General features: G+C 68.4%; 14 protein-coding genes. 4 read left to right on the top strand and 10 right to left on the bottom strand.

Annotated elements, in window-relative coordinates:
• Nucleotides 1-224: 224 nt before the first annotated feature.
• The gene (locus DB354_RS09575; protein WP_107835345.1) at nucleotides 225-2,297 is read right to left on the bottom strand and encodes a S46 family peptidase; all 2,073 of its coding nucleotides are present in this window, start codon (nucleotides 2,295-2,297) and stop codon (nucleotides 225-227) included.
• Between DB354_RS09575 and DB354_RS09570 the strand changes: the two genes are divergently transcribed.
• Both DB354_RS09570 and DB354_RS09565 read left to right on the top strand, forming a co-directional pair.
• Complete coding sequence (locus DB354_RS09570; protein WP_158277461.1) at nucleotides 2,296-3,954, top strand: D-aminoacylase; 1,659 nt, start codon at nucleotides 2,296-2,298, stop codon at nucleotides 3,952-3,954. The genes DB354_RS09575 and DB354_RS09570 overlap by 2 nt on opposite strands.
• A 176-nt stretch (nucleotides 3,955-4,130) precedes the next feature.
• Nucleotides 4,131-4,655: a hypothetical protein gene (locus DB354_RS09565; RefSeq protein WP_107835343.1), complete on the top strand. Its 525-nt coding sequence runs from the start codon at nucleotides 4,131-4,133 to the stop codon at nucleotides 4,653-4,655.
• 6 nt (nucleotides 4,656-4,661) lie between these two features.
• Here the strand turns inward: DB354_RS09565 and tsaA are convergent, their stop codons facing one another.
• The 5 genes from tsaA to pepF form a co-directional block, all read right to left on the bottom strand.
• Complete coding sequence (gene tsaA, locus DB354_RS09560) at nucleotides 4,662-5,354, bottom strand: tRNA (N6-threonylcarbamoyladenosine(37)-N6)-methyltransferase TrmO (RefSeq protein WP_107835342.1); 693 nt, start codon at nucleotides 5,352-5,354, stop codon at nucleotides 4,662-4,664.
• 88 nt (nucleotides 5,355-5,442) lie between these two features.
• On the bottom strand, nucleotides 5,443-6,768 hold the full coding sequence (gene chrA / locus DB354_RS09555) for a chromate efflux transporter (protein ID WP_107835341.1): 1,326 nt from the start codon (nucleotides 6,766-6,768) through the stop codon (nucleotides 5,443-5,445).
• Between the two features lie 244 nt (nucleotides 6,769-7,012).
• Entirely contained in the window at nucleotides 7,013-7,687 is a 675-nt protein-coding gene (locus tag DB354_RS09550; RefSeq protein WP_233256597.1) for an MBL fold metallo-hydrolase, read from the bottom strand.
• Between the two features lie 371 nt (nucleotides 7,688-8,058).
• A complete protein-coding gene (locus DB354_RS09545) occupies nucleotides 8,059-9,729 on the bottom strand; it encodes an arylsulfatase (protein ID WP_107835337.1) in 1,671 nt (556 codons plus the stop codon).
• Nucleotides 9,730-10,082: 353 nt separating this feature from the next.
• A complete protein-coding gene (gene pepF / locus DB354_RS09540; RefSeq protein WP_107835335.1) occupies nucleotides 10,083-11,993 on the bottom strand; it encodes an oligoendopeptidase F in 1,911 nt (636 codons plus the stop codon).
• 64 nt (nucleotides 11,994-12,057) lie between these two features.
• Here pepF and DB354_RS09535 point away from each other — a divergent pair, with 64 nt between their 5' ends.
• Nucleotides 12,058-13,485, top strand: a complete 1,428-nt coding sequence (locus DB354_RS09535; protein ID WP_107835333.1) for a M20/M25/M40 family metallo-hydrolase — start codon at nucleotides 12,058-12,060, stop codon at nucleotides 13,483-13,485.
• Nucleotides 13,486-13,876: 391 nt separating this feature from the next.
• Here the strand turns inward: DB354_RS09535 and glcF are convergent, their stop codons facing one another.
• The 3 genes from glcF to DB354_RS09520 are packed head-to-tail and all read right to left on the bottom strand — an operon-like array spanning nucleotide 13,877 to nucleotide 17,658.
• Entirely contained in the window at nucleotides 13,877-15,139 is a 1,263-nt protein-coding gene (glcF, locus tag DB354_RS09530; RefSeq protein WP_107835331.1) for a glycolate oxidase subunit GlcF, read from the bottom strand.
• A gap of 6 nt (nucleotides 15,140-15,145) precedes the next feature.
• The gene (locus tag DB354_RS09525; protein ID WP_107835329.1) at nucleotides 15,146-16,219 is read right to left on the bottom strand and encodes an FAD-binding protein; all 1,074 of its coding nucleotides are present in this window, start codon (nucleotides 16,217-16,219) and stop codon (nucleotides 15,146-15,148) included.
• Nucleotides 16,216-17,658 (bottom strand): FAD-linked oxidase C-terminal domain-containing protein, encoded by a 1,443-nt coding sequence (locus DB354_RS09520; protein ID WP_107835327.1) that lies wholly within the window; start codon nucleotides 17,656-17,658, stop codon nucleotides 16,216-16,218. The genes DB354_RS09525 and DB354_RS09520 overlap by 4 nt, the downstream gene beginning before the upstream one ends.
• A gap of 277 nt (nucleotides 17,659-17,935) precedes the next feature.
• Here DB354_RS09520 and DB354_RS09515 point away from each other — a divergent pair, with 277 nt between their 5' ends.
• Complete coding sequence (locus tag DB354_RS09515) at nucleotides 17,936-18,583, top strand: HAD family phosphatase (RefSeq protein ID WP_158277460.1); 648 nt, start codon at nucleotides 17,936-17,938, stop codon at nucleotides 18,581-18,583.
• Nucleotides 18,584-18,657: 74 nt separating this feature from the next.
• On the opposite strand, the gene DB354_RS09510 is transcribed toward DB354_RS09515, so the two are convergent.
• Nucleotides 18,658-20,478, bottom strand: coding sequence for an ATP-binding cassette domain-containing protein (locus DB354_RS09510; protein ID WP_107835323.1), 1,821 nt, complete (start codon nucleotides 20,476-20,478; stop codon nucleotides 18,658-18,660).
• Between the last annotated feature and the right edge of the window lie 143 nt (nucleotides 20,479-20,621).

Below are 20,621 nucleotides of genomic sequence, written 5' to 3'. Positions count from 1 at the left end.
GACGAAAAAGGCGGGAGCCCTTTCGGGCCTCCCGCCTCTGTTCATCTGCCGTCCGGCTGGCATCTGCCTCCGGCTTCCGCCTTCCGCCATCAGCCGCCCGGCTTACCGGCCTTCTGACACCTTAGTGTCTGATTGCTGACATCTGACTTCTGACGTCTGGCCTCTGGCTTCCGGCCTCTGGCCTCCGGCTTCTGGCTTCCGGCCTCTGGCTTCCGGCCTCCGCCTCAGCGCGTACCTTTGACGAGTTCGTTCACCAGCGCATCGACTCCGTACACCTTGCGCATGGACTCCAGGATCGCGCGGCAGTCGACGCTCAGCGCGCGGGCCTGACGGTCCTCGTACGCGAAGTTCAACACCAGGCTCTGGATGTTGCCGTCGAAGATGATGCCAACGAACTCACCCGCGGTGTTCACGACGGGGCTGCCGCTGTTGCCGCCGATGATGTCGGCGGTGTTCACGAAGTTGAACGGCGTGGTCGGGTCGATCGCGCCCTTCTTCTCAAGCCAGCGCGCCGGGAGATCGAACGGCTCGCGCCCCTGCTGCGCCTCGCTGCGCGCGAAGAGCCCGCCCATCTGCGTATACGGCGGCACCACCTTGCCCGCCTCTTCGTAGCCCTTCACCGGGCCATAGCTCAGCCGCAGCGTGAAGGTCGCGTCGGGCGCGCGCGTCGGACCCTCGAGCGCAAAGTGCGCCTTCTCGATCGCACTGTGCGCCTGCTGCCGGGTCTCGTCCTGCGCTTCCCAGGCCTTGCGCAGCGTCCGCGCCTCCGAGTCGAGCAACCGGGCGACTTCGATCATCGGGTCGTTCGCCGCCTTCACCGCCGCCGCCCCGCCTTCGTACAGCTTGCGGCGGAACGCGACGTCGCGCACCTGCGTGCCGTTGATCAGCTCGGCAGCGCGCTCGCGCGGCGACTTGCCCGCCAGCACCTGTTTCAGGAGCGGATCGGCCGCGCCGACGTTCTGCGCGAACAGCGTCAGCGCATCCGCCAGCGTCACAATCTCGAGGTCCGTGTAGATGGGCTTGTCCGAGAACAGCTGCAGCTCGAACGGCTCCTTGCGCGCGTCGGAATACTCCCGCAGCCGCTCGCCGTTGGGCTTCACGCGCTCGTCGCCGGCGCGCAGCAGTTCGCGCGCGATCTCGAACGAGTCGCTCATCACCGCGTGGCCGCCCTCAAGCAGCCGGTAACGGCGGTAGAGCTTCGCCTGGGCTTCGACCGCCGCCGCGATCTGCTCGTACGCCTTCAGCACCGCGGCGCCCTCGGGCCGCACCCGCATCTGCTCCTGGAACGCACGCTCCGCGGCCGCCTTCTGGTCCATGATCGCCGGGGTGTAGAGGCCAGCCTGCATGCCATCGTAGGCCTTGCGCGAGTTCTGCACGCCAAAGAGGAGGTCCCGCGCGCGCCGCGCGTTCTCCAGGCTGCGCTCACCCCAGCTCGAGAGCAGCACTTCCATCCGCTTCAGTCGGTCGATCGCGTACGGGTACTGCGTGTCGCGCACCATCGCCAGCTCGGCAGAGGTGAACTGCCGCTCGGTGCGGCCGGGATGCCCGGAAACGAAGGTCAGGTCGCCTTCCTTGGTGCCGGCTGCCGAGAACTTGAGGTAGTCTTTGATCTTCGCCGGCTGGCCGTTCTCGTACACGCGGAACAGGCAGATATCGAGGTTGTAGCGGGGGTACTCGAAGTTGTCGGGATCGCCGCCGAAGAACGCCACCTGCTGCTCCGGCGCGAACACCAGGCGGATGTCCGTGTAGCGCTTGAAACGATACAGGTGATACGCCCCACCCTGGTACAGGGTCACGACGTCGCTGCGCAGCCCGGTCTTCTCGCGCGACTCCTTCTCGATCTCGGCAAACGCCGCGCGACGCGCCTTCGCCGCCGTCTCACCAGTCGCCCCGGCCGGCACCGCCGCGGTCACGCGCGCCGTCACGTCCTCGATCGACTGCAGGACGTTCAGCTCGAGATCGACGCACTTTTTCTCCTCCGCCGGCGTCGCCGCATAGAAGCCTTCCTTGAGGTAGTTGTGTTCCTCGCTGCTCAGCTTCTGCAGGTCATCCGAGCCCACGTGGTGGTTGGTGATGACCAGGCCGTCGGCCGACACGAACGAGCCGGAGCCGCCGCTGTTGAAGCGGACGGACGACTTCATCAGGTGGTCGAGCCAGGCGTCGGTGAGTTCAAAGCCGTACTTGGCCTTGATCGCCTCACGCGGAGGCGCGGAGTACAGCCACATGCCTTCGTCGGCGCGGGCCAGCGTCGCGGCGGACACCGCGAGGGCCAGGAAGAGGGGGAAGCGGAGTTTCATGAAAGGGCTACAAGTGAAGCAGGTCCGGCGCGAACGCCAGTTGAGAGTGGCCACCCCGCGCGCCCTTGCCGCGCCGGCCGGCTGTGGCAGTTTTCCGGCCATGGCCCGCGTCCTTCTCCTGCTCCTGCTCTCCTTCACCCTCGCCCGCGCCCAGGACTACGACGTCGTCATCCGGCACGCCCGGCTCGTCGACGGCACCGGCGCCCCGGCCCGTGCGGGCGACCTCGCGATCAAGGATGGCCGGATCGCCGCCGTCGGTTCGGTTCCCGGCCGCGGCCGCACGGAGATCGAGGCGCACGGTCGCGTGCTCGCCCCGGGCTTCATCGACGTGCACACCCACGCCGAGGACGCCTGCGAGCTGCCGCAGGCGGAGAACTTCCTGCGCATGGGCGTCACCACGATCATTACCGGCAACTGCGGCGACTCGCAGCCGGACATCGGCCGGTTCTTCGCCGAACTGAAGACCACGCCGGTCGCGGTGAACGTCGCCAGCCTCGTCGGCCACGGCACCATCCGGCAGGCCGTCATGGGCAAGGACGCCGCCCGGCCAGCCACCCCCGCGGAGATCGCAGCGATGGCCAGGCAAGTGGAACAGGCGATGCAGGCGGGCGCGCTCGGCCTGAGCACCGGGCTGATCTACGTGCCCGGCAGCTTCGCCAAAACCGAAGAGATCGTCGCCCTCGCGAAAGTCGTCGCCGCGCATGGCGGGCTCTACGCGAGCCACATGCGCCACGAAAACGTCATGATCCGCGCCGCGCTCGACGAAGTGTTCACCGTGGCGCGCGAGGCGCACGTCCCCGTCCAGATCTCGCACTTGAAACTCTCCGGCCCGGCGGCGTGGGGCCAGGCCGCCGACATCCTTGCGCTCCTAGACCGCCAGCGCGCCGCCGGCATCACGGTCGCGCAGGACGTGTACGTTTACACCGCCGCGAGCACGAGCCTCGGCTCGGTCATCGACCCGGCCGTGCGCGCCGGCGGCACCGCCACCTTTCGTCGGCAGATCGTCGATCCCGCCGTCCACGCCCACGTCGTCGCCGACATGAAAGCGAGCATCCGGCAGGGCAAACGAGGCGACTACGCGTACGCCGTGATCGCCCGTTGCGAGTCCGACCCCCGGCTGAACGGCAAGAGCGTGCCCGAGGCGGCACGGCTGCTGCGCGGCAATGACACCCTCGACGACCAGATCGAGACCATCCTTGCGATCCAGGCCGCCGGCGGCGCGAGCGCCGTGTTTCACGGGATGAGCGAAGCCGACGTCCGCGCCTTTCTCGTCCACCCGCTGACGATGATCGGGTCCGACTCGGGCATCCGGAAATTCGGCGAGGGCGTCCCTCACCCGCGGGGCTATGGCAACAACGCCCGCGTCCTCGCCCACTACGTCCGCGAACTGCATCTGCTCTCGCTGGAGGAAGCCGTGCGCAAGATGACCTCCCTCCCCGCCCACACCTTCCACCTTGGCCAGCGCGGCGAGCTCCGTCCCGGATTCGTCGCCGACCTGGTGCTTTTCGATCCGGCGAACGTCGCGACGGCCGCCGAGTTCACCGACCCGCACCATTACGCGCAGGGTTTCGACGACGTCTTCGTCAACGGCGTCGCCGTGATCCGGGAAGGCGCCCTCACCGCCGCCCGCCCGGGCCAGCCGGTGAAGCGCGGCTAGGTCATGGCAGAACAACGACCATCGCGCCGCGATGCGCGGCTTTGTACGAGTTCATTGATTCTGATGATTTAAAATTCACCGCTTTACGCCCGCGCAAAGCTGCCCTGATCTTGCAGCTTCCAACTCTCTGGCGCCCATCCTGGGCGCCAGGGACACAAAATCATCCAGCTCCATCCATGCTGAACCATCCCGCCTCATCCCGCGCGGTCGTCGCGTCCGGACTCATCGCCGCCACCGCTTTCCTCAGCGGCTGCGCTTCAATCGTGCATCACGGCCCGCGTACGCTGACCATCGATTCCCGGCCCACCGGCGCCACCGTAACCATCGTGAAGGCGGATACACAGGCCCCGGTTCACCGGGGCACGACCCCCGTGACGGTCTCCCTCGATCCGAAGCGCGGCTACTTCAAGGGGCAGAGCTACAATGTCAGATTCGAACTCGCCGGCTATCAGACCAGCGACGTGCAGATTCGCTCCGAGATGTCCGGGTGGTACTGGGGCAACATCGTGTTTGGCGGCCTGATTGGCATGCTGATCGTGGATCCGGCGACGGGCGCGATGTGGAATCTCACCCCCGACAAGATTACGCGGGACCTAAATCCCCAGCAGGCCGCCATGCTTCGGCAGGGCGATGGCTTTTTGATCGCCCTCGTCGCGGACACCTCCGCCGCCGAGCGCGCGAGCATGGTCCGGGTCAACTGACGCGGCTCAGTCACAGTCCTCGACCCGCGTCGCCTCGAACACCTCGACGCCACCTTCGGCGCGGGCGCGCCAGCGGACGTTCCAGCCGCTGACGGTCATGCCGTAGTCGCGGCCCGCAGCCTCCTGGTACGCGGGTTGCAGCTGCAGCCGGAGGAGTTGCCGCACGAGCCGCGTCGTCGCCCCGCCCAGCCGCGCCGCCAGCGTCTCCGGAATGTGGATGCCGTCCGCCGGGACGGTCTCCGGCTGTTCCTTGGCCCAATCTGAGGTGGCGTCGGGAATCGCCTCCGCCCACGGCAGGTACGGCTTCACGTCGTACACCGGCGTGCCGTCCACGGCATCGACGCCAGCCACCCGCAGGCGTCCGGGTTCGATGCTGAGCAGGCGGACCAGCGAGAGCCCCAGCCCGTTGGGCCGGTTCGGCGAACGCGACGCAAACACGCCGACCCGCTCGTTGCCGCCGAGCCGCGGCGGCCGCACGACCGCGCTACCCGTCCAACCCGGATTCTTGTGAAAGGCCGTGATCAGCCAGACGTGCGAGAACGCCTCCAGCCCACGCGTGAACTCCGGTGCCGCAAACTCCGGCAGGAACTCCACGACGCCCTCCGCCTCCGGTACGAGTCCGCTCTGCCGCGGCACGCCGAACTTTTCGGCGAAGGGCGTGCGCAGGAGGGCAACGGGATTGACCACGAGGGGCGTCATGCCCGCATGGCCGCAAAAACGTGCCGCCCACGCAAGCGCTCAGCCGCCCGCCGCGCATCCGACCGATCGCCGCCTCAGCGGCACGCGCTCAGGCCCAGAGGAAACCAATGAGGCCGCTGACGAGCACCACGGGAACGATGCCGACCTTGAAGAACTGGAGCGCGACGAACGCCAGGGCGCAGACCACGACGGCGAAGCCGTCGATTCGCCCGCCGGCCAGACCGCTCGGGAAGAAGACATGCAGGCCAAACCACACGGCCAGATTGAGCACCACGCCCACCACCGCCGCCGTCACCGCCGAGAGCATCCGGCTCAGGCTCGCCTGCCCGCGCAGCTGCTCGATGTGCGGCGCGCCCAGAAAGATCCAGAGGAAGCACGGCACGAACGTCGCCCACGTCGTGATCAGCGCCCCCAGCGTCGCCGCGAGCAGCGACGACAGGCCCCCGGGGTGCTGCCACCCGCCCAGGAAGCCCACGAACTGCACGACCATGATCAGCGGCCCCGGGGTCGTCTCGGCCAGCCCGAGCCCATCCAGCATCTGCGGCGCGGTGATCCAGTCGAAGTGCTCGACCGCCTGCTGCCCGACATACGGCAAAACCGCATACGCTCCACCGAAGGTCACCATGGCCGCCTTGCTGAAGAACACGCCCTCCTGCGCCAGCGTTCCGTGCCAGCCTTGCCAGAGTCCCGCCGCCACGATCGGCGCCCACCAGAGCGCCACGCTCACCGCGACCACCTTCAGGGCCCGACCCCAACTCGGCCGCGTGTGCGCCGCCGCGGCGGCCGCATCGTCGATGACATAGCCACCGGCCGGCGCGGCGACGTTCGTGCCGTTCGCCCCGCCCGCCTCCGTCGGCGCAACCGGAGCCCACGGGGTCCAGCGCAGCGCGAACCCCACCAGCGCCGCGCCGCCGACAATCGCCGGGAACGGCACCTTCAGGAAGAAGATCAGCCCGAACGCCGCCGCCGCGATGAGCCACATGACGCGGGTGCGCAGCGCCCGCCGGCCGAGCCGGATCACGGCCGCCACCACGATCGCCGTCACCGCCGGCTTGAGCCCCGCGAACACCGCCGCGATCGCGGGCACGGTCCCGTACACCACATACACGTAGCTCAGCGCCCACAGCAGCACCACGGAGGGCAGGACAAACAGGACGCCCGCGACGATGCCGCCCCAGGTGCGATGCAGCAGCCAGCCGCAGTACGTCGCCAGCTGCGTGGCCTCCGGTCCCGGCAGGAGCATGCAGTAGTTGAGCGCGTGCAGGAACCGCTGCTCGCCGATCCAGCGCCGCCGCTCGACGAGCTCGGTGTGCATGATCGCGATCTGCCCCGTCGGCCCGCCGAAGCTGATGAACCCCAGCTTCAGCCAGAACCTGACCGCTTCCGCAAACGTGGGCGCGCGCGCGTCGCTCATGCGTCCTCAAGCTGCCGAGCCGCCCCGCCCCTTGAAAAGCCCAATCCCCTTTTGTTTTCGCCGGGGGCGAAAACAAAAGATCCGGACATTATCGCGGCAGTATCCGGACATTATTCCGAGTATCTGGACATTATCCCAGAAACACCCCGTGTTCACCGCTTTATAATTGCAGCCCTCGTCCTCTCCGTCTCCTCCGTCCCGCCGTCCCGCCGTCCACTTTCACACTCACTCTCACTTTCACTCCTTAGACCACATGCTCCGGCCGGCGGCGGCGTTCGTGCTCCTCGCAGAGGTCTTCGAACCGCCGCCGGAGCCGCGTCGCGTTCGGCAGGCCGTAGTGTCCGGGGATCACCCAGCGCGCTCCCAGCGCCCGCGCCTTCAACATGCTCGGCCACACGAGCCCCGGCGCATCGGAAAACACGCGCGGCGAGATTTGCGTGCGCATCATGAAGCGCACCCAGAGATCGCCGCTGAAGAGCAGCTGCAGCCGGGCGCTATAGAACCCGCAATGCCCGACCGTGTGCCCCGGCAGGTGCACCACGCGCAACCCGCCCCACAAGGGCAGATCCTGCCCGTCCGCCAGCGGCACGTCGATCGGCACGGGGCGATACTTCATCACGGGCCGACCCGCCGCCTCCAGCAGTCCGGTGAGTCGCGCGAGTCCATCGTAGGGAAAGGTCCCGTCGATATGCGCCTGGTCCAGCGGATGCGCGTACACCGGCGCCCCGCTCCACTCGCGCGCCCAAGCCGCGCTGCCCGCATGATCGATGTGCCCGTGCGTGAGCAGGATCGCCTTCAAGTCCCGCGGCCCCACGCCCGCCCGTGCCATCGCGCGCTGAATCCGGCCCGCGTCCACCGGCAGTCCGGTGTCGAGCAGCACCGCCCCCGCACGGTCCACCAGCAGATGCGGCAGACTCATCGCGCCCCGTATGGGAATGACCCCCGGCGGCCAGTGGTCTGAGTCGAGCGACATGATCGAGGGTGCAGTTGGGAAACGCGGCGGCGCGAGCCTTTTGACGCCGCGGCGACGCCCGGCGCCCCCACCGACCCGCGCACCGGCCGGTGGTGTCAGCCGACGCGGGACAGCCGACCGCGTTCAGATCGGAAATGAACCACGGAGACATGGGGACACTGAGAAGCCCGGTCGATGGGGTGGGTCACTGAGGTTGCTGGGGCGGATCACTGAGGTCACTGAGTTCGGAAGAGGGCACCGAGGATAGGATGTTCTGACCGGCTGGCCTCTGGCTTCCGGCCTCCGGCTTCCGGCCTCTGGCCTCCGGCTTCTGTCCCTCAGCGTTCGTCCGGATAGACCGAGTACTTGCGCGCTTCGCTCCAAGGCCGCACGCCGGCGCGCGCCGCCCAGGCCCCGTAGGCCGCACTCAGCCGGGCAACGACCTCCGGCTGGGCCTTCGCGACGTCGTGCGCTTCGCTGCGGTCCGTCTCCATGTCGTACAGCTCCCAGGGCTGGTTCGCGTAACCGACCAGCTTCCACCGGCCATCGCGCACCAGCCGATTGCCCTCGTGCTCGATGCAGACCGGCGTGCGGTGCAGCGGCGCGCTCCCACCCTGCAGGACTGGCTGGAGATTCTCGCCGTCGCTCGCCGGCACCGGCTGACCCTGCCGTACGGCCGGGCGCTTGGCGCCGCCGACCGCCAGGCAGGTCTCGACAATGTCGGGCAGGAAACCGAATTGCGTGACCACCTGCCCGCGCAGCTCCGGCTTCAGCCCGCGCGGCCAGTGCACGATCAGCGGGGTCTGCACGCCGCCCTGGTGAGCAAAGTGCTTGTAGTCGCGGAAAGGCGTGTTCGAAACGGTCGCCCAGGCCCGACCGTAGCGGGCGCCGCCTTTGCCGTACTGGCCAAGGTTGGACATCTGGAACCGGCCGAGTTCCGGCGCCTCCGCCTCCGCGCCGTTGTCGGAAAGGAAAAAGATTAGCGTGTTCTCCAGTTCGCCGCTCGCCTGCAGATCCTGCAGCAGCTTGCCGATGTTCTGGTCGACGCGGTCAATCATCCCCGAGTACGTCGCCATGATGGCGTCCATCTCATCCTGCTGCTGCGGCGTCAGGTCGCTCCACGCTGGCACGGGCCCGCCCGGCAGGCCCAGCTTGTTGCCGGGCGTCGAAGGCCGCGGGGCGAGCGTGGTGTTGGCCGGGACGAGTCCGAGCTCCTTCTGGCGGGCGAGGATCTTCTCGCGCAGCACATCCCAGCCGACGCGGTACCGCCCGCGATACTTGGCGAAATCCTCCGGCATCGCCTGCATCGGGAAATGCGGGGCGTTGTACGCGAGGTAGAGGAAGAACGGCCTCGCGTCCTTCGCCGCCCGGTGTTCCCGGATGAAACCGAGCGCCTCCTGCGTGAAGGCGTCGGTCGTGTAGTAGCGTTCGCCTTGCGGCTGGATGGGTTCGTTGCCGCGGTGGAGGTCTTCCGGCGCGAAGTACTGGGAGGTCCCCTCGAGAAAACCGTAGAAGCGGTCGAAGCCCCGCTGCACCGGCCAGTGCGCCGGGTTGTCCGAACCAAGGTGCCACTTGCCGCTCATGAATGTCGCATAGCCCGCCTCGCGCAGCATCTCGGGCAAGGTGGGCACGGCCTCGCTCAGGAAGCCACGGTACGATGCCGGCACCTGCATCCGTTCCTCCATCCGCGAGGGCGCCTTGCCGGTCCGCCGGAAGGTCATGTGGCCGACGCCGGCTTGGTGCGGCGCCAGGCCGGTCATCAGCACGGCGCGGGTCGGACAGCAGCGCGCGTTGCTGTAGAACTGATTGAAGCGGACGCCGCCCGAAGCGAGCCGGTCGATGTTGGGCGTCTCCACCGTGCCGCCGAAGCAGCCCACATTGCCCCACCCCATGTCGTCGACGAGGATCAGGATGACATTGGGGCGCGCGGGCGTCGGCTCCGCGGCAATGGCGGCGGCCGGAAGCACCAAGCCCAAACAGAACAGAAGCCGAGGAACAACGGGGTACATGAGAATGGAAAGAGACGACCCGACGGCCGTCAGGTTGCGCCGCTCTCCCCGTCGCTGGCAACCGCCGTCACTGGTCTCGGGAGGAAACCACCGGCCGGCGGTCTGAGATCAGAGGTCAGATGTCAGAGGTCAGACGTCAGACGTCAGAGGTCAGAGGTCAGAAACGGACGCCCCGCAACGGATATCCCCCCAAGCCCACCCTCCGTCGCCGCCACTTTCACTTTCACTCTCACTTTCACGCCTCCGGCCACTTTCACTCTCCAAAACACAGAGCCCGGACCGCCTTCCGCGGCCCGGGCTCAACTTGAAACCTGTAACTTTCGAACCTGTAACGTTCGAGGCCCGGGGCGCGGTCAGTGCTTGGCCTCGATCTTGGCGGCCTCGGCCTCCATCTGCGTCACGAGTTCATCCATTTGGTCGACAACGGCCTGGACGGTCTCGCGCTGCGTCAGGTCGATGCCGGCCTTCTGCAGCTGCTTCACGGGATGATCGTCGCCGCCGCTCTTCAGCAGGGTGAGGAACCGCGCGGTCGCCGCCTGGCGGTCGGCCGGCGCGCCGGTGGTCATCGCCTTGAAGATCTTCGCCGAGGAGGCGAAGCAGGTGGCGTACTGATAGACGTAGTACGGCGAGTTGAAGAAGTGCGGGATGCGCGCCCAGTTGAACTTGTACAGGTCGTCGAGGGTCACCGCGTCGCCGTAGTAGTCGCGCAGCAGCTGCTGGTAAATGCCGCTCAGGACCTCCGCCGTGATCGGCTGGCCCTGCTCCACCCGGCGGAACGCGCGCAGCTCATAATCCGCGAACAGAGTCTGGGTGTAGAACGTGCCCACGATCGAATCGACGGCGTGCTGCAGGAGGAGGAAGCGCTCCTTCGGGTCGGTCGTGGTCTGGAGCAGCTGGTTGAGCAGGAAGCGCTCGTTCGTGGTCGAGGCAACCTCGGCGACGAAGATGGTGTAGTCGGCCGAGACGAACGGCTGGTTCTCGTACGAGAGGACCGTGTGCATCGCGTGCCCCGCCTCGTGGGCGAAGGTGAACATCGCGTCGAGCGTGTCGTTGTAGTTGAGCAGCAGGTACGGGCCAACGCCGTACACGCCGGCGCTGTACGCGCCGCTGCGCTTGCCGTCGTTCTCGTACACGTCGATGCGGCCGCCGGAGACGAACTTCCGGTACTTGGCCACGTACTCCTCTCCGAGCGGCGCCACCGACGCGATGACGACGTCCTTGGATTCGTCATACGGGTACTTCTGCGTGCTCTGGAAGATCGGGATCTGCCCGTCGTAGAGGTGATACGTCGGCACGCCGAGCAGCCGCTGGCGCAGCTTCATGTAGCGCTGGAGCGGGCCGGTGCCGGCGCGCACGGTGTCGACGAGCGTCTGCACGACCGCCGTCGGGATCGCGTTGCCATCGAGCGCGGCGTCGAGCGTCGAGGGATAGTTCCGGGCCTGCGCCGTGAACCAGCCGCGTTGCATCACGCCGTTGTAGATCGCGGCGTAGGTGTTCGCGTTTGCCGCGTAGGTCTTGATGAACGCCTCGAACGCCTTCGCGCGGTCCGCCTGGTTGTAGTTCGTCTGCAGGATCTGCTGGTACGTGCCGGGGGTCAGCGTAAGCTCCTTGCCGTCCGACAGCGTGACCTTCGGGAACTTGATGTCCGATGTGCTCAGCTCCTGGAAGATGGCGCCCGGCGTCTGGCCGAAGCGGGAGGAGAAGGACAGCAGCTTCTCGCCCTTCTCATCGAGCACGTGCGCCTGCTGCCGGTAGTTGTCGAGGATGGTGAACTTGTAGATGCCGAGCTCAGGCGTGGCGGCGATCCACTGCTCCATTGTCGCCTGCGGGATCGAGAGCAGCTCGGGCGTGAACCAGGCGGTGGCGGTGCCGAACTTCGCGAACACCGCGCCGACGCGCTGGAACTTGCCGCCGACGTCCTGGTTGCGCGTGTCGATGTCGCGCTGGAGCTGCGGGTAGCGGAAGACCTTGTACTGCATCATGCCGATCTCGTCGTACGCGCGGTAGGCCTTGAGCACTGCGGCCGGCCCCTGCGCCAGCGTGCCCTTGAGCGCGGCGAAGGCATCCATCTTCGCTTCCATCTCCTTCATCCCGTTCTCCCACGCCGGCCAGTCGGCATAGATGGGCGTGAAGTCCCACTTGTACTGCGCCGCGATCTCGGCGCGGTTACGCGTCTCCGGTTTTGTCGCCGCGCCGAGGGTCCCGGCGACCGCCAGCGAGACCACGCTGAGGACGCCGCCGTTGAGCAAACTGTGATGCATCATGGGGCGCGACGTTGCGGGGAAACCCCGCTTGCGTCGAGTCGGCTTCGGCAAATTGTTGCGCGCCATGTCCGCCTCTGCCCGTCTGCCCCGCCTCCTCCTCGGTCTCGTCCTGCTGGCGGCCCCCGCCTTCGCGCAAAGCGCTGCGGTCGCCACTCCAGCCGCACCGTCCCCCGCGGACGAGGAGACGGTGCGCCGGATCTACACCGAGGCGCTCACGAACGGCCAGGCTTACGCCCGGTTGCGCGACCTGGTCAGCGCTCATCCCGGGCGGCTCGCCGGCTCAAAATCCCTCGAGGGCGCGGTCGTCTGGGCCCGCCAGGTTCTCGCCGCCGTGCCGGCAGACCGCGTCGAAGCGCAGGAGGTCATGGTTCCGCACTGGGAACGGGGCGCGCCGGAGTCGGTCGCGCTGCTGGACGCCAAGGGCATGGTTCCGCTCGCCGCGCTGGCGCTCGGCCGTTCCGGCGCCACGCCGGAGGCGGGCCTGACCGCCCCCGTCATCGAGGTGAAGTCGTTGGACGAACTCGCCGCCCTTGGCCGCGCCAAGGTCGAGGGCAGGATCGTCTTCTTCAACCGGCCGATGAACCCGGTGCATTTTCGTACCGGCCAGGCCTACGGCGGCGCCGTTGACCAGCGCACGCGCGGTCCCGCCGCGGCGGCCGCCCTTGGGGCCGTCGGCGCGGTGGTCCGGTCCATGAGCCTGCAGGCCGATGACGTGCCCCATGCCGGCGTCACCAGCTTTCCCGAAGGCGCCAAGGTCATCCCCGCGCTCGCACTCTCCAATCTCTCCGCGGACCGGCTCGCCGACGCCCTGGCCGAGGCGGCCCGCACGGGCGGTGGCCCCCGACTCATGCTCAAGGTCCACGCGCGCACGCTGCCCGACGCCGTGTCGCACAACGTCATCGGCGAGATCCGCGGCCGCGAATTTCCCGACGAGGTCATCCTGGTCGGCGGCCATCTCGACTCGTGGGATAACACGCCCGGCGCGCACGACGACGGCGCGGGCGTGGTGCAGGCCATCGAGGTGCTGCGGATCTTCCGCGCGCTGGGACTCCAGCCCCGCCACACCCTGCGCTGCGTGCTATTCACAAACGAGGAGAACGGCGGTCGCGGCGGCCAGGCCTACGCGGCCCGCGTGAAGGCGGCCGGTGAGAAGCACCTGCTCGCGCTCGAAAGCGACGGCGGCGGCTTCGATCCGCGCGCCATCTCGCTTGGTAATCCCGCCGGCGATGCCGCCACCCGCGCGGCCCGCTGGCTGCCGCTGTTCCGCCCGTACGGCGTCACCGAATTCCGCAGCGGTCACGGCGGGATGGACGTCGGCCCGCTCCTGCCGCTCGGCTACACCGTCGGCGAGATTCACAACGACTCCCAACGCTACTTCGACGTGCACCATGCCGCGCACGACACGATCGACGCGGTGAATCCGCGCGAGTTGCACCTCGGCGCCGCCGCCATGGCCGCCCTCGCCTGGCTCGTCGACAACGAAGGCCTCTAGCCGCCAGCAGTCGGCGGCGCCGGCTGCTGACGGCAAGGCTGAAGGAGCGAAAGCTGAAGGACTGAAGGGCCGAAGCCGGAGGTCTGAGGCCGGAAGCCAGCCAGAGGCCAGACATCAGTCATCTGACATCTTCCCTCCGGCTTCTGGGGTGCGATCTGCGATGAACCAAGGAGACACTGAGGACACGGAGAAGACAGGTATGTCTGGGGCACAAAGGCCACTGAGCTCGGAAGAGGTCACCGAGCTTCTTGTATGCGACGTCTGACCTCCGGCTTCCGTCCTCGGCTTCTGGCTTCCGGCTCCGGCCTCTGTCCTCCGGCCTCCGGCTTCCGGCTTCCGGCTTCCGGCTTCCGGCTTCTGGCTTCCGGCTTCTGGCTTCCGACCTCCGACCTCAGGCCAAATACGCGTCGCGGACGACCTGGATTGTGTGGCGGACGCGGATCGGCGAGCCGAGTTTCTTCAGGTGCACCTTCAGTTGCGTGAGGCAGCCGATGTTGCCAGTGGCGACAATCGTCGCGCCCGTCGCCATGATCGCCCGCGCCTTCTTTTCACCAAGCGATGCCGCCGTCTCCGGCTGGTCCATGTTGTAGGTACCAGCGCTGCCGCAGCAGAGGTGCTGGTTCGCGAGTTCGAGCAGCTCCAAGCCGGCGATCGCGCGCAACAAGTCGCGCGGCTCCGCCCGCACGCCCTGTGCGTTCGCGAGGTGACACGCGTCGTGATACGCCACGCGCTGCGGCCCCGGCCCGGCCGGACGCTCGCGCAACCCGAGCTGCGCGAGGAACACGCTCACATCCAGCACGCGTTTGCCAAAAGCCTTCGCCCGCTCCTCGTCCGACGTGCCGCGCAGCACGAGATCGTACTCGTGCATCGTCGAGCCGCAGCCGGCGGCGTTGGTGATGATCGCATCGACGTCGGCGGGAAACGCATCGAGGTTCCGCCGTGCCAGCTCGCGCGCGGTCTTCAGGTCACCGGTGTGCCAGGCGAGTCCGCCGCAGCAGCCCTGGCGCGAGGGGATCACGACCTCGACGCCGTTGCGCGCCAGCACCGCCAGCGTCGCCACGTTGATGTCGGGATCGAGCACCTGCTGCGCGCAGCCGGTCAGCAGCGCCACGCGCGCACGTCGCATGCCCTGCGCAGGCGTCACCGCCGGGAGCACGGCCTTCGGCGGCACGACGTCGGGCGCGAGCGCCAGCATCGGCTTCAGAAAACCCGGCACGAGCGGCTCGACCGCCTTGCCCACCTTCGCGCCGACCAGCGCCAGCCGGAAACGCGTGGGATACGGAATGGTTTGCGACGCCACCCAGCGCCGGAAACGCGCCGCCGCGGGACGCTGAAATTCGCCGCGCGATTCCATCGTGGCGCGGAAGGGGCTGATCAGGTCGCGATAACTCACGCCGCTCGGGCAGGCCGGCTCGCACGAAAGGCAACCGAGGCAGCGGTCGAGATGCACCTGCGCCTCGGCCGCCGGGAGCTGGCCCTCGAGCACGTGCTTCATCAGGAGGATCCGCCCGCGCGGTGAATCCATCTCCTCGCCGAACTCCTCGTACGTCGGACACGAGGCGAGGCAGAAACCGCAATGCACGCAGGTCTGCACGGCTTCCGCCATCGGGTCGCCGAACGGCGCGTGCGCTTCAGTTTTGATCGCGTGAATCATCGGGGGTCAGTCGTCCAGTCCCGGGAAGCGGCCGGCGGCATCGAGCGCCGTCTTCACCGCCCGCATGATTTCGAAGCGAGGTGCCGGTCCGGCCCACAGCGGCCCAGCTCCGCGCAAGGTCAACGCCGGCCATTCGAGCGTCTCGACCGCTGCCGCCGGCGGCAGCGAAAGCAGGCCAAGGTTACCGGCCGCGCTTACCCAGCCGCGCGCGCCGCGCGTCTGCACGAACGCCACGAAGGCAGGCACGGCTGCGGGCGTCAGCGCGACCTTCACCAGCGCGCCACCCGTGTGCGCCCAGCTGAGCTCCGTCACGCTCTGCCAAAGGTAGCTGGCATCACCCGGCGTCATCACCGCGCCGCGCCAGCGTTGCAGAATGTCGCGGGCGAGAGGCTCGAGCGCCGTTTCCGGGCCGGCGAGCCGCGCAAAGACCGCGCCCTCGCCCACCGCGGCGTCGAGCGCGTCGAGTTCCCAACGCGCGGCCGAGGCCGCCATCAGGATCTCCGCCTTCGCCGCCGCATCCGGCGCCTCGAGCCTCAGCGTGCGGGTGGCGGCGGGCCGCGGGAAGACCTTGAAGCTGAGCTCGGCCATCACGCCGAAACGACCGGCGCTGCCGACGAGAAACTTGGGCAGGTCGAAACCCGCGGCGTTCTTCACCACCTTGCCACCGAGCCGCAGGAGCCGGGCTTCGCCGTCCACGAGCCGCACGCCGATGATGAAATCGCGCAGCGCGCCGTAGCGCAGCCGACCGGGTCCACTGAGCCCCGCGGCAACCGTGCCGCCGAGCGTCGCGCCCGCCTTCACGAGCAGCGGGTCAAAGGGCAGGTACTGGCCGCGTTCCGCGAGCGCCGCGACAATCTCGCGCAGGGGGGTGCCGGCGAGCGCCGTAATCGTGAACTCGCTGGGCTCGTACTCGGTGATGCCGCTGAGGCGCGTCATCGCGACCCGCGCGTACGCATCGGCCACCTGGCTGAGCCGAGGCTTCGTGCCGGCGCCGACCGCGATCAGCCGCGGCGTGCCGCGCACGAGGGCGATCAGCTCGTCGATGGTGGCGGGAGCGGGAAGGGAAGTCGCGGGCGTCATGCCTGGGCCGGCGCGGAGCCGGAATGGGCGGGAGCAGAGGCATCCGCCGGCGCGGGCGGAAACATCTTGCCCTGATTAGCGATGCCGAGCGGGTCGAACGCCGCGCGCACGCGGCGCAGACAATCCATTTCGTCGGGGTTAAACATCACCGGCAGAAACTCGCGTTTTTCGACGCCGACACCGTGCTCGCCCGTGATGGAACCGCCCATCTCGACGCACAGCTTGAGGATCCGGCCCGCGAGCGCCTCGGCCCGCTGCAGGTCTCCCGGCACGGCGCCGTTGTAGAGGATCAGCGGATGCAGGTTGCCGTCGCCGGCATGAAACACGTTGGCGCAGCGCACCCCCATCTCGCGGGACCACTCGCCGATCTTGCGCAGCGCCTCGCCGAGCCGGCGCCGCGGCACCACGCCGTCCTGCACGATGAAGTCGGGGGACAGCCGTCCCACCGCGCTGAACGCGCTCTTGCGGCCCTTCCAGATCGCCGCCCGGTCAACCGCATCGCGGGCCGGACGCACCTCGACGGGCTGGCTGGCGGCGAGCACGGCATCGAGTCGGGCGCGGTCCGCCGCCACCGCCTCGCGCGTGCCCTCGAGTTCGACGATCAACACCGCTTCGCAACCCGCCGGGTACTCGGCGTGCACGGCCGCGACCGCGGCATCGAGCGCGAGTTTCTCCATGATCTCGATCGCACCCGGGAGCAGCCCGCTGGCGACGATCGCGGCGACCGCCTCGCCCGCCTGCTCCACGTTGCGATAACCCGCCAAAACGGTGTGGAAGCACTCGGGCTTCGGCAGCAGTTGCACCGTGGCCTCGAGCGCGATGCCGAAAAGCCCTTCGTTGCCCACGAACAGCCCGGTCCAGTCCGGTCCGACCTGCTCGCGGCTTGGCCCGCCAAACGTCACCACCTCGCCCGTCGCCAGCACGGCCTTGAGGCCGAGGACGTGGTTGGAGGTCATGCCGTATTTCAGGCAGTGCGCGCCGCCGGCATTGAGCGCGATGTTGCCACCAAGCGTGCAGATCAGCGCGCTCGACGGATCCGGGGCGAAATGCAGACCGTGCGCCGCGACCGCCATCGAGATGGCCGCGTTGACGATCCCCGCCTCGACGACCGCCACGCGCTGCTGCGAATCGATGCGGATGATCCGGCTCACCCGGTTCATCGCGATCACGATGCCGCCCGGCACCGGCGCGGCCGCGCCCGAAAGGCTCGTGCCGCTGCCGCGCGCCACAAAGGGCAATCTCTCGTCGCGGCAGAACCGCACGATCGCGATCACCTCGTCCTGCGTCTCCGGCACGACCACCGCGAGCGGCGTGGCCCGGAAGGCGGTCAGCGCATCGCACTCATAGGCCGCGACCTGGGCGTCGCCCTCCAGCACCCGGCCCGTCGGCAGCAGGCGGCGCAGGCGTTCGACAACAGGGTTGGTAGCGAGGGTCGGCACAGTCGAAGAGGAAGCAGGCAAGCTGCCAACGCCCCACGCTGGCTGGCAATGGTGGAATTGCTATGCGCATTGGCAGTCACGCAAACCGGTCGCCCGCAGGAGCGAGCGATCAGTTTGCGCGACTGCGGGAGTGAGGGAATGGGGGAATAAGGGACGAAGGGTTATCGGGAGTGAGGAGGATGGACCGAATTTGTGCGGGATGGTGGTCGCCCATTGGCCTCCCCCGGGGTTCTCGGTTTGCGCTTCGCGGCGTGGTCGCCAGCGTGACGGGCAATTCATGATCCGCGCCCTGATCTTCGACTTTGACGGCCTCATGCTCGATACCGAGGGGCCGCTGATTGAGTCCTATGCGGCCGTGCACGCAATGCATGGCGTGCCCTTCGACCTGCCCCGCTTCATGAAGGGCGTCGGTCACGCCGAGTATGCGTTCGACCCGTGGCATGGTTTCAGCCCGCACGCCGATCGCGTCCAACTCGAGGTCGAGCGCCGGGCCAAGCGCGACGAAGGCCTGGCCCGCCAGCAGGTGCTCCCCGGCGTCGTTGCCATGCTCGATGCCGCGCGCGAACGCGGACTGCAGGTCGGCATCGCGTCGAATTCGCAGCACAGTTGGGTGGAGCCGCATCTCCAGCGGCTCGGCCTGCACGACCGCTTCGCATTCTTCGCCTGTCGTGAGGACGCCGTGTCGCCGAAGCCCGAGCCCGATCTGTACCGCCTCGTCTTGAACCGCTTCGGCCTGCGCGGCCCGGAGGCGATCGCCTTCGAGGACTCGGAAACCGGAGTGCGCGCCGCCAAGCGCGCGAACCTCTGGACCGTCGCCATCCCCACCAAACATACCGCGCACCACGACCTCGCCCCCGCTGACCTCCGCGTGAACTCGATGGCCGACGTCACGCTCGAGGCCCTTATCGCACGGTTCGGCACGTGAGGTCAGAGGCAAGGAGCTGATCTGACGGATCAGACCGATCGGACCGATCCGGTTTCGGGCCTTCCTGCCTCCGGCTACTCGAGCTCGGCCCAGCGGGCGTAGGCGGCGGCGAGTTCCTGCTCGAGTTCGTGCAGTCGTGCGGTCGTCTTGCCCACCTCGGCGCCGGCCGTCTTGAAGAAAACGGGGTCCGCCAGCGTCGTGGTCAGCTTCGCCTGCTCGGTTTCGAGCGCCTCGATCTTCGCCGGCAGCGCTTCGAGCTCGGCACGCTCCTTGTTGGAGAGCTTGCGGGAGCGTTTGGCGGGGGCAGCGGACGACGCTGACGCGGCGGCTTCCGCGCGGGCGGCCTCCGCTGCGGCGCGCTTTTCCTCCTCGGCCCGCGCCGCTGCCGCGGCGGCGTTGCGCGCGGTCTCCTTCTGCCAGTCGTCGTAGCCTCCGATGTACTCGGAAATCCGGCCGTCGCCCTCGAACACGAGCAGGCTGGTGCACACCTCGTTCAGAAATGCGCGGTCGTGGCTCACGAGCAGCACCGTGCCCTCGAATTCCACGAGCAGGTCCTCGAGCAGTTCGAGCGTCTCGGCATCGAGATCGTTCGTCGGTTCGTCGAGCACGAGCACGTTGGCGGGCTTCGTGAACTGCCGCGCGAGCAGCAGGCGGTTACGTTCGCCGCCCGACAGCGCCTTGATCGGGGTGCGCGCGCGCGCCGGCTCGAACAGGAAATCCTCGAGGTACGAGATCACGTGCCGCGTGCGGCCATTGATCGTCACCGTCGCGTTGCCGTCGGCGACGGCATCCTGCACGCGCATCTCCTCGTTCAGCTGCGCGCGCAGCTGGTCAAAATAGACCACCTCGAGCCGCGTGCCCTGCTCGACAGTGCCGGCCTGCGGCGCGAGTTGGCCCAGCATCAGTCGCAGCAGCGTGGTCTTGCCCGAGCCGTTCGGCCCAACGATGCCCACCTTGTCGCCGCGCTCGATGCGCGTGGTGAAGTCCCGGATCACCCAGCGGTCGTCGTAACGGAAGCTCACATCCTCGCAGGTGATGACCTTGAACCCGCTGCGGTCGGCGGTCTGCGCGGTAATCCGGGCCGTACCCGCGCGCTCGCGCCGCGCCGCCCGCTCGGCGCGCATGGCCTTGAGGGCGTTGATGCGGTTCTGCGCGCGCGAACGCTGCGCCCGCACCCCGCGGCGGATCCATTCCTCCTCCTGCGCCAGTTTCTTGTCGAACTGCGCGCGCTGCACCTCCTCGGCCTCGAGCACCGCCTGCTTCCGCACCAGGAACGTGTCGTAGTCGCACGCCCAGCCGATCAGCTTTCCGCGATCCACCTCGACGATGCGGGTGGCCAGCTTGCGCAGGAACGCCCGGTCGTGCGTCACGAACAGCAACGCGCCGCCCCAGCTGGAGAGAAACTCCTCGAGCCAGCGAATCGAGGCCAGATCGAGATGATTCGTCGGCTCGTCGAGCAGCAGCATCTGCGGATCCTCGACCAGGCCCCGCGCCAGCAGCACGCGACGCTTCTGCCCCGCGGACAACGCGCCAAACTCGGTGTCGGCCGGCAGCCCCATCGCCTCCAGCAGCCGGTCCACGCGATCCGCGCGCTCCCAGTCATTGTGCTCCTCAAAGCTCCCGCCCTCGCCCTCCACCACCTGCCGGACCGTGCCAACCAGCCCCGCCGGGACCTCCTGCCGCAGGGTTGAAAACACCGCCCCCGGCTGCCGGATCACCTGGCCCGAGTCGGGCTGGGTCTCGCCCAGGATCACCTTCATCAGGGTCGACTTGCCCGCGCCGTTGCGCCCCACCAGGCAGACGCGCTCACCGCGGTCGATCTGGAGATTGACCCGGTCGAGAAGCGGCGCACCGCCAAAGCTGAGGCTGACATCGAGGAGGCTGACGAGGGACATGGAGGGCGGGGAGTAACGGGCAACCGCTGCCCCGGTGCAAGACGCGCCATGCTTTGTTCCTGCCAAGGCACAGTCGGCCGGGGGATTCCTCGGCGACTGTGGCGCGGCCCCGTGGGTAAGTCGTTGTTGGCCTGTCAGTCCCG

The organism is Opitutus sp. ER46, assembly GCF_003054705.1.
In the GTDB taxonomy this organism is placed as follows: Bacteria; Verrucomicrobiota; Verrucomicrobiia; order Opitutales; family Opitutaceae; genus ER46.
Note: the sequence above shows the minus strand (reverse complement) of the source record. Positions and strands in the feature narration are given on the sequence as shown.

Bases quoted from the DNA above. Each gene is read 5' to 3' on its own strand.
- DB354_RS09570 (WP_158277461.1), top strand. From the start codon at position 2,296: ATGAAAGGGCTACAAGTGAAGCAGGTCCGGCGCGAACGCCAGTTGAGA.
- DB354_RS09575 (WP_107835345.1), bottom strand. From the start codon at position 2,297: ATGAAACTCCGCTTCCCCCTCTTCCTGGCCCTCGCGGTGTCCGCCGCG.
- DB354_RS09565 (WP_107835343.1), top strand. From the start codon at position 4,131: ATGCTGAACCATCCCGCCTCATCCCGCGCGGTCGTCGCGTCCGGACTC.
- tsaA (WP_107835342.1), bottom strand. From the start codon at position 5,354: ATGACGCCCCTCGTGGTCAATCCCGTTGCCCTCCTGCGCACGCCCTTC.
- chrA (WP_107835341.1), bottom strand. From the start codon at position 6,768: ATGAGCGACGCGCGCGCGCCCACGTTTGCGGAAGCGGTCAGGTTCTGG.
- DB354_RS09550 (WP_233256597.1), bottom strand. From the start codon at position 7,687: ATGAGTCTGCCGCATCTGCTGGTGGACCGTGCGGGGGCGGTGCTGCTC.
- DB354_RS09545 (WP_107835337.1), bottom strand. From the start codon at position 9,729: ATGTACCCCGTTGTTCCTCGGCTTCTGTTCTGTTTGGGCTTGGTGCTT.
- pepF (WP_107835335.1), bottom strand. From the start codon at position 11,993: ATGATGCATCACAGTTTGCTCAACGGCGGCGTCCTCAGCGTGGTCTCG.
- DB354_RS09535 (WP_107835333.1), top strand. From the start codon at position 12,058: ATGTCCGCCTCTGCCCGTCTGCCCCGCCTCCTCCTCGGTCTCGTCCTG.
- glcF (WP_107835331.1), bottom strand. From the start codon at position 15,139: ATGATTCACGCGATCAAAACTGAAGCGCACGCGCCGTTCGGCGACCCG.
- DB354_RS09525 (WP_107835329.1), bottom strand. From the start codon at position 16,219: ATGACGCCCGCGACTTCCCTTCCCGCTCCCGCCACCATCGACGAGCTG.
- DB354_RS09515 (WP_158277460.1), top strand. From the start codon at position 17,936: ATGATCCGCGCCCTGATCTTCGACTTTGACGGCCTCATGCTCGATACC.
- DB354_RS09510 (WP_107835323.1), bottom strand. From the start codon at position 20,478: ATGTCCCTCGTCAGCCTCCTCGATGTCAGCCTCAGCTTTGGCGGTGCG.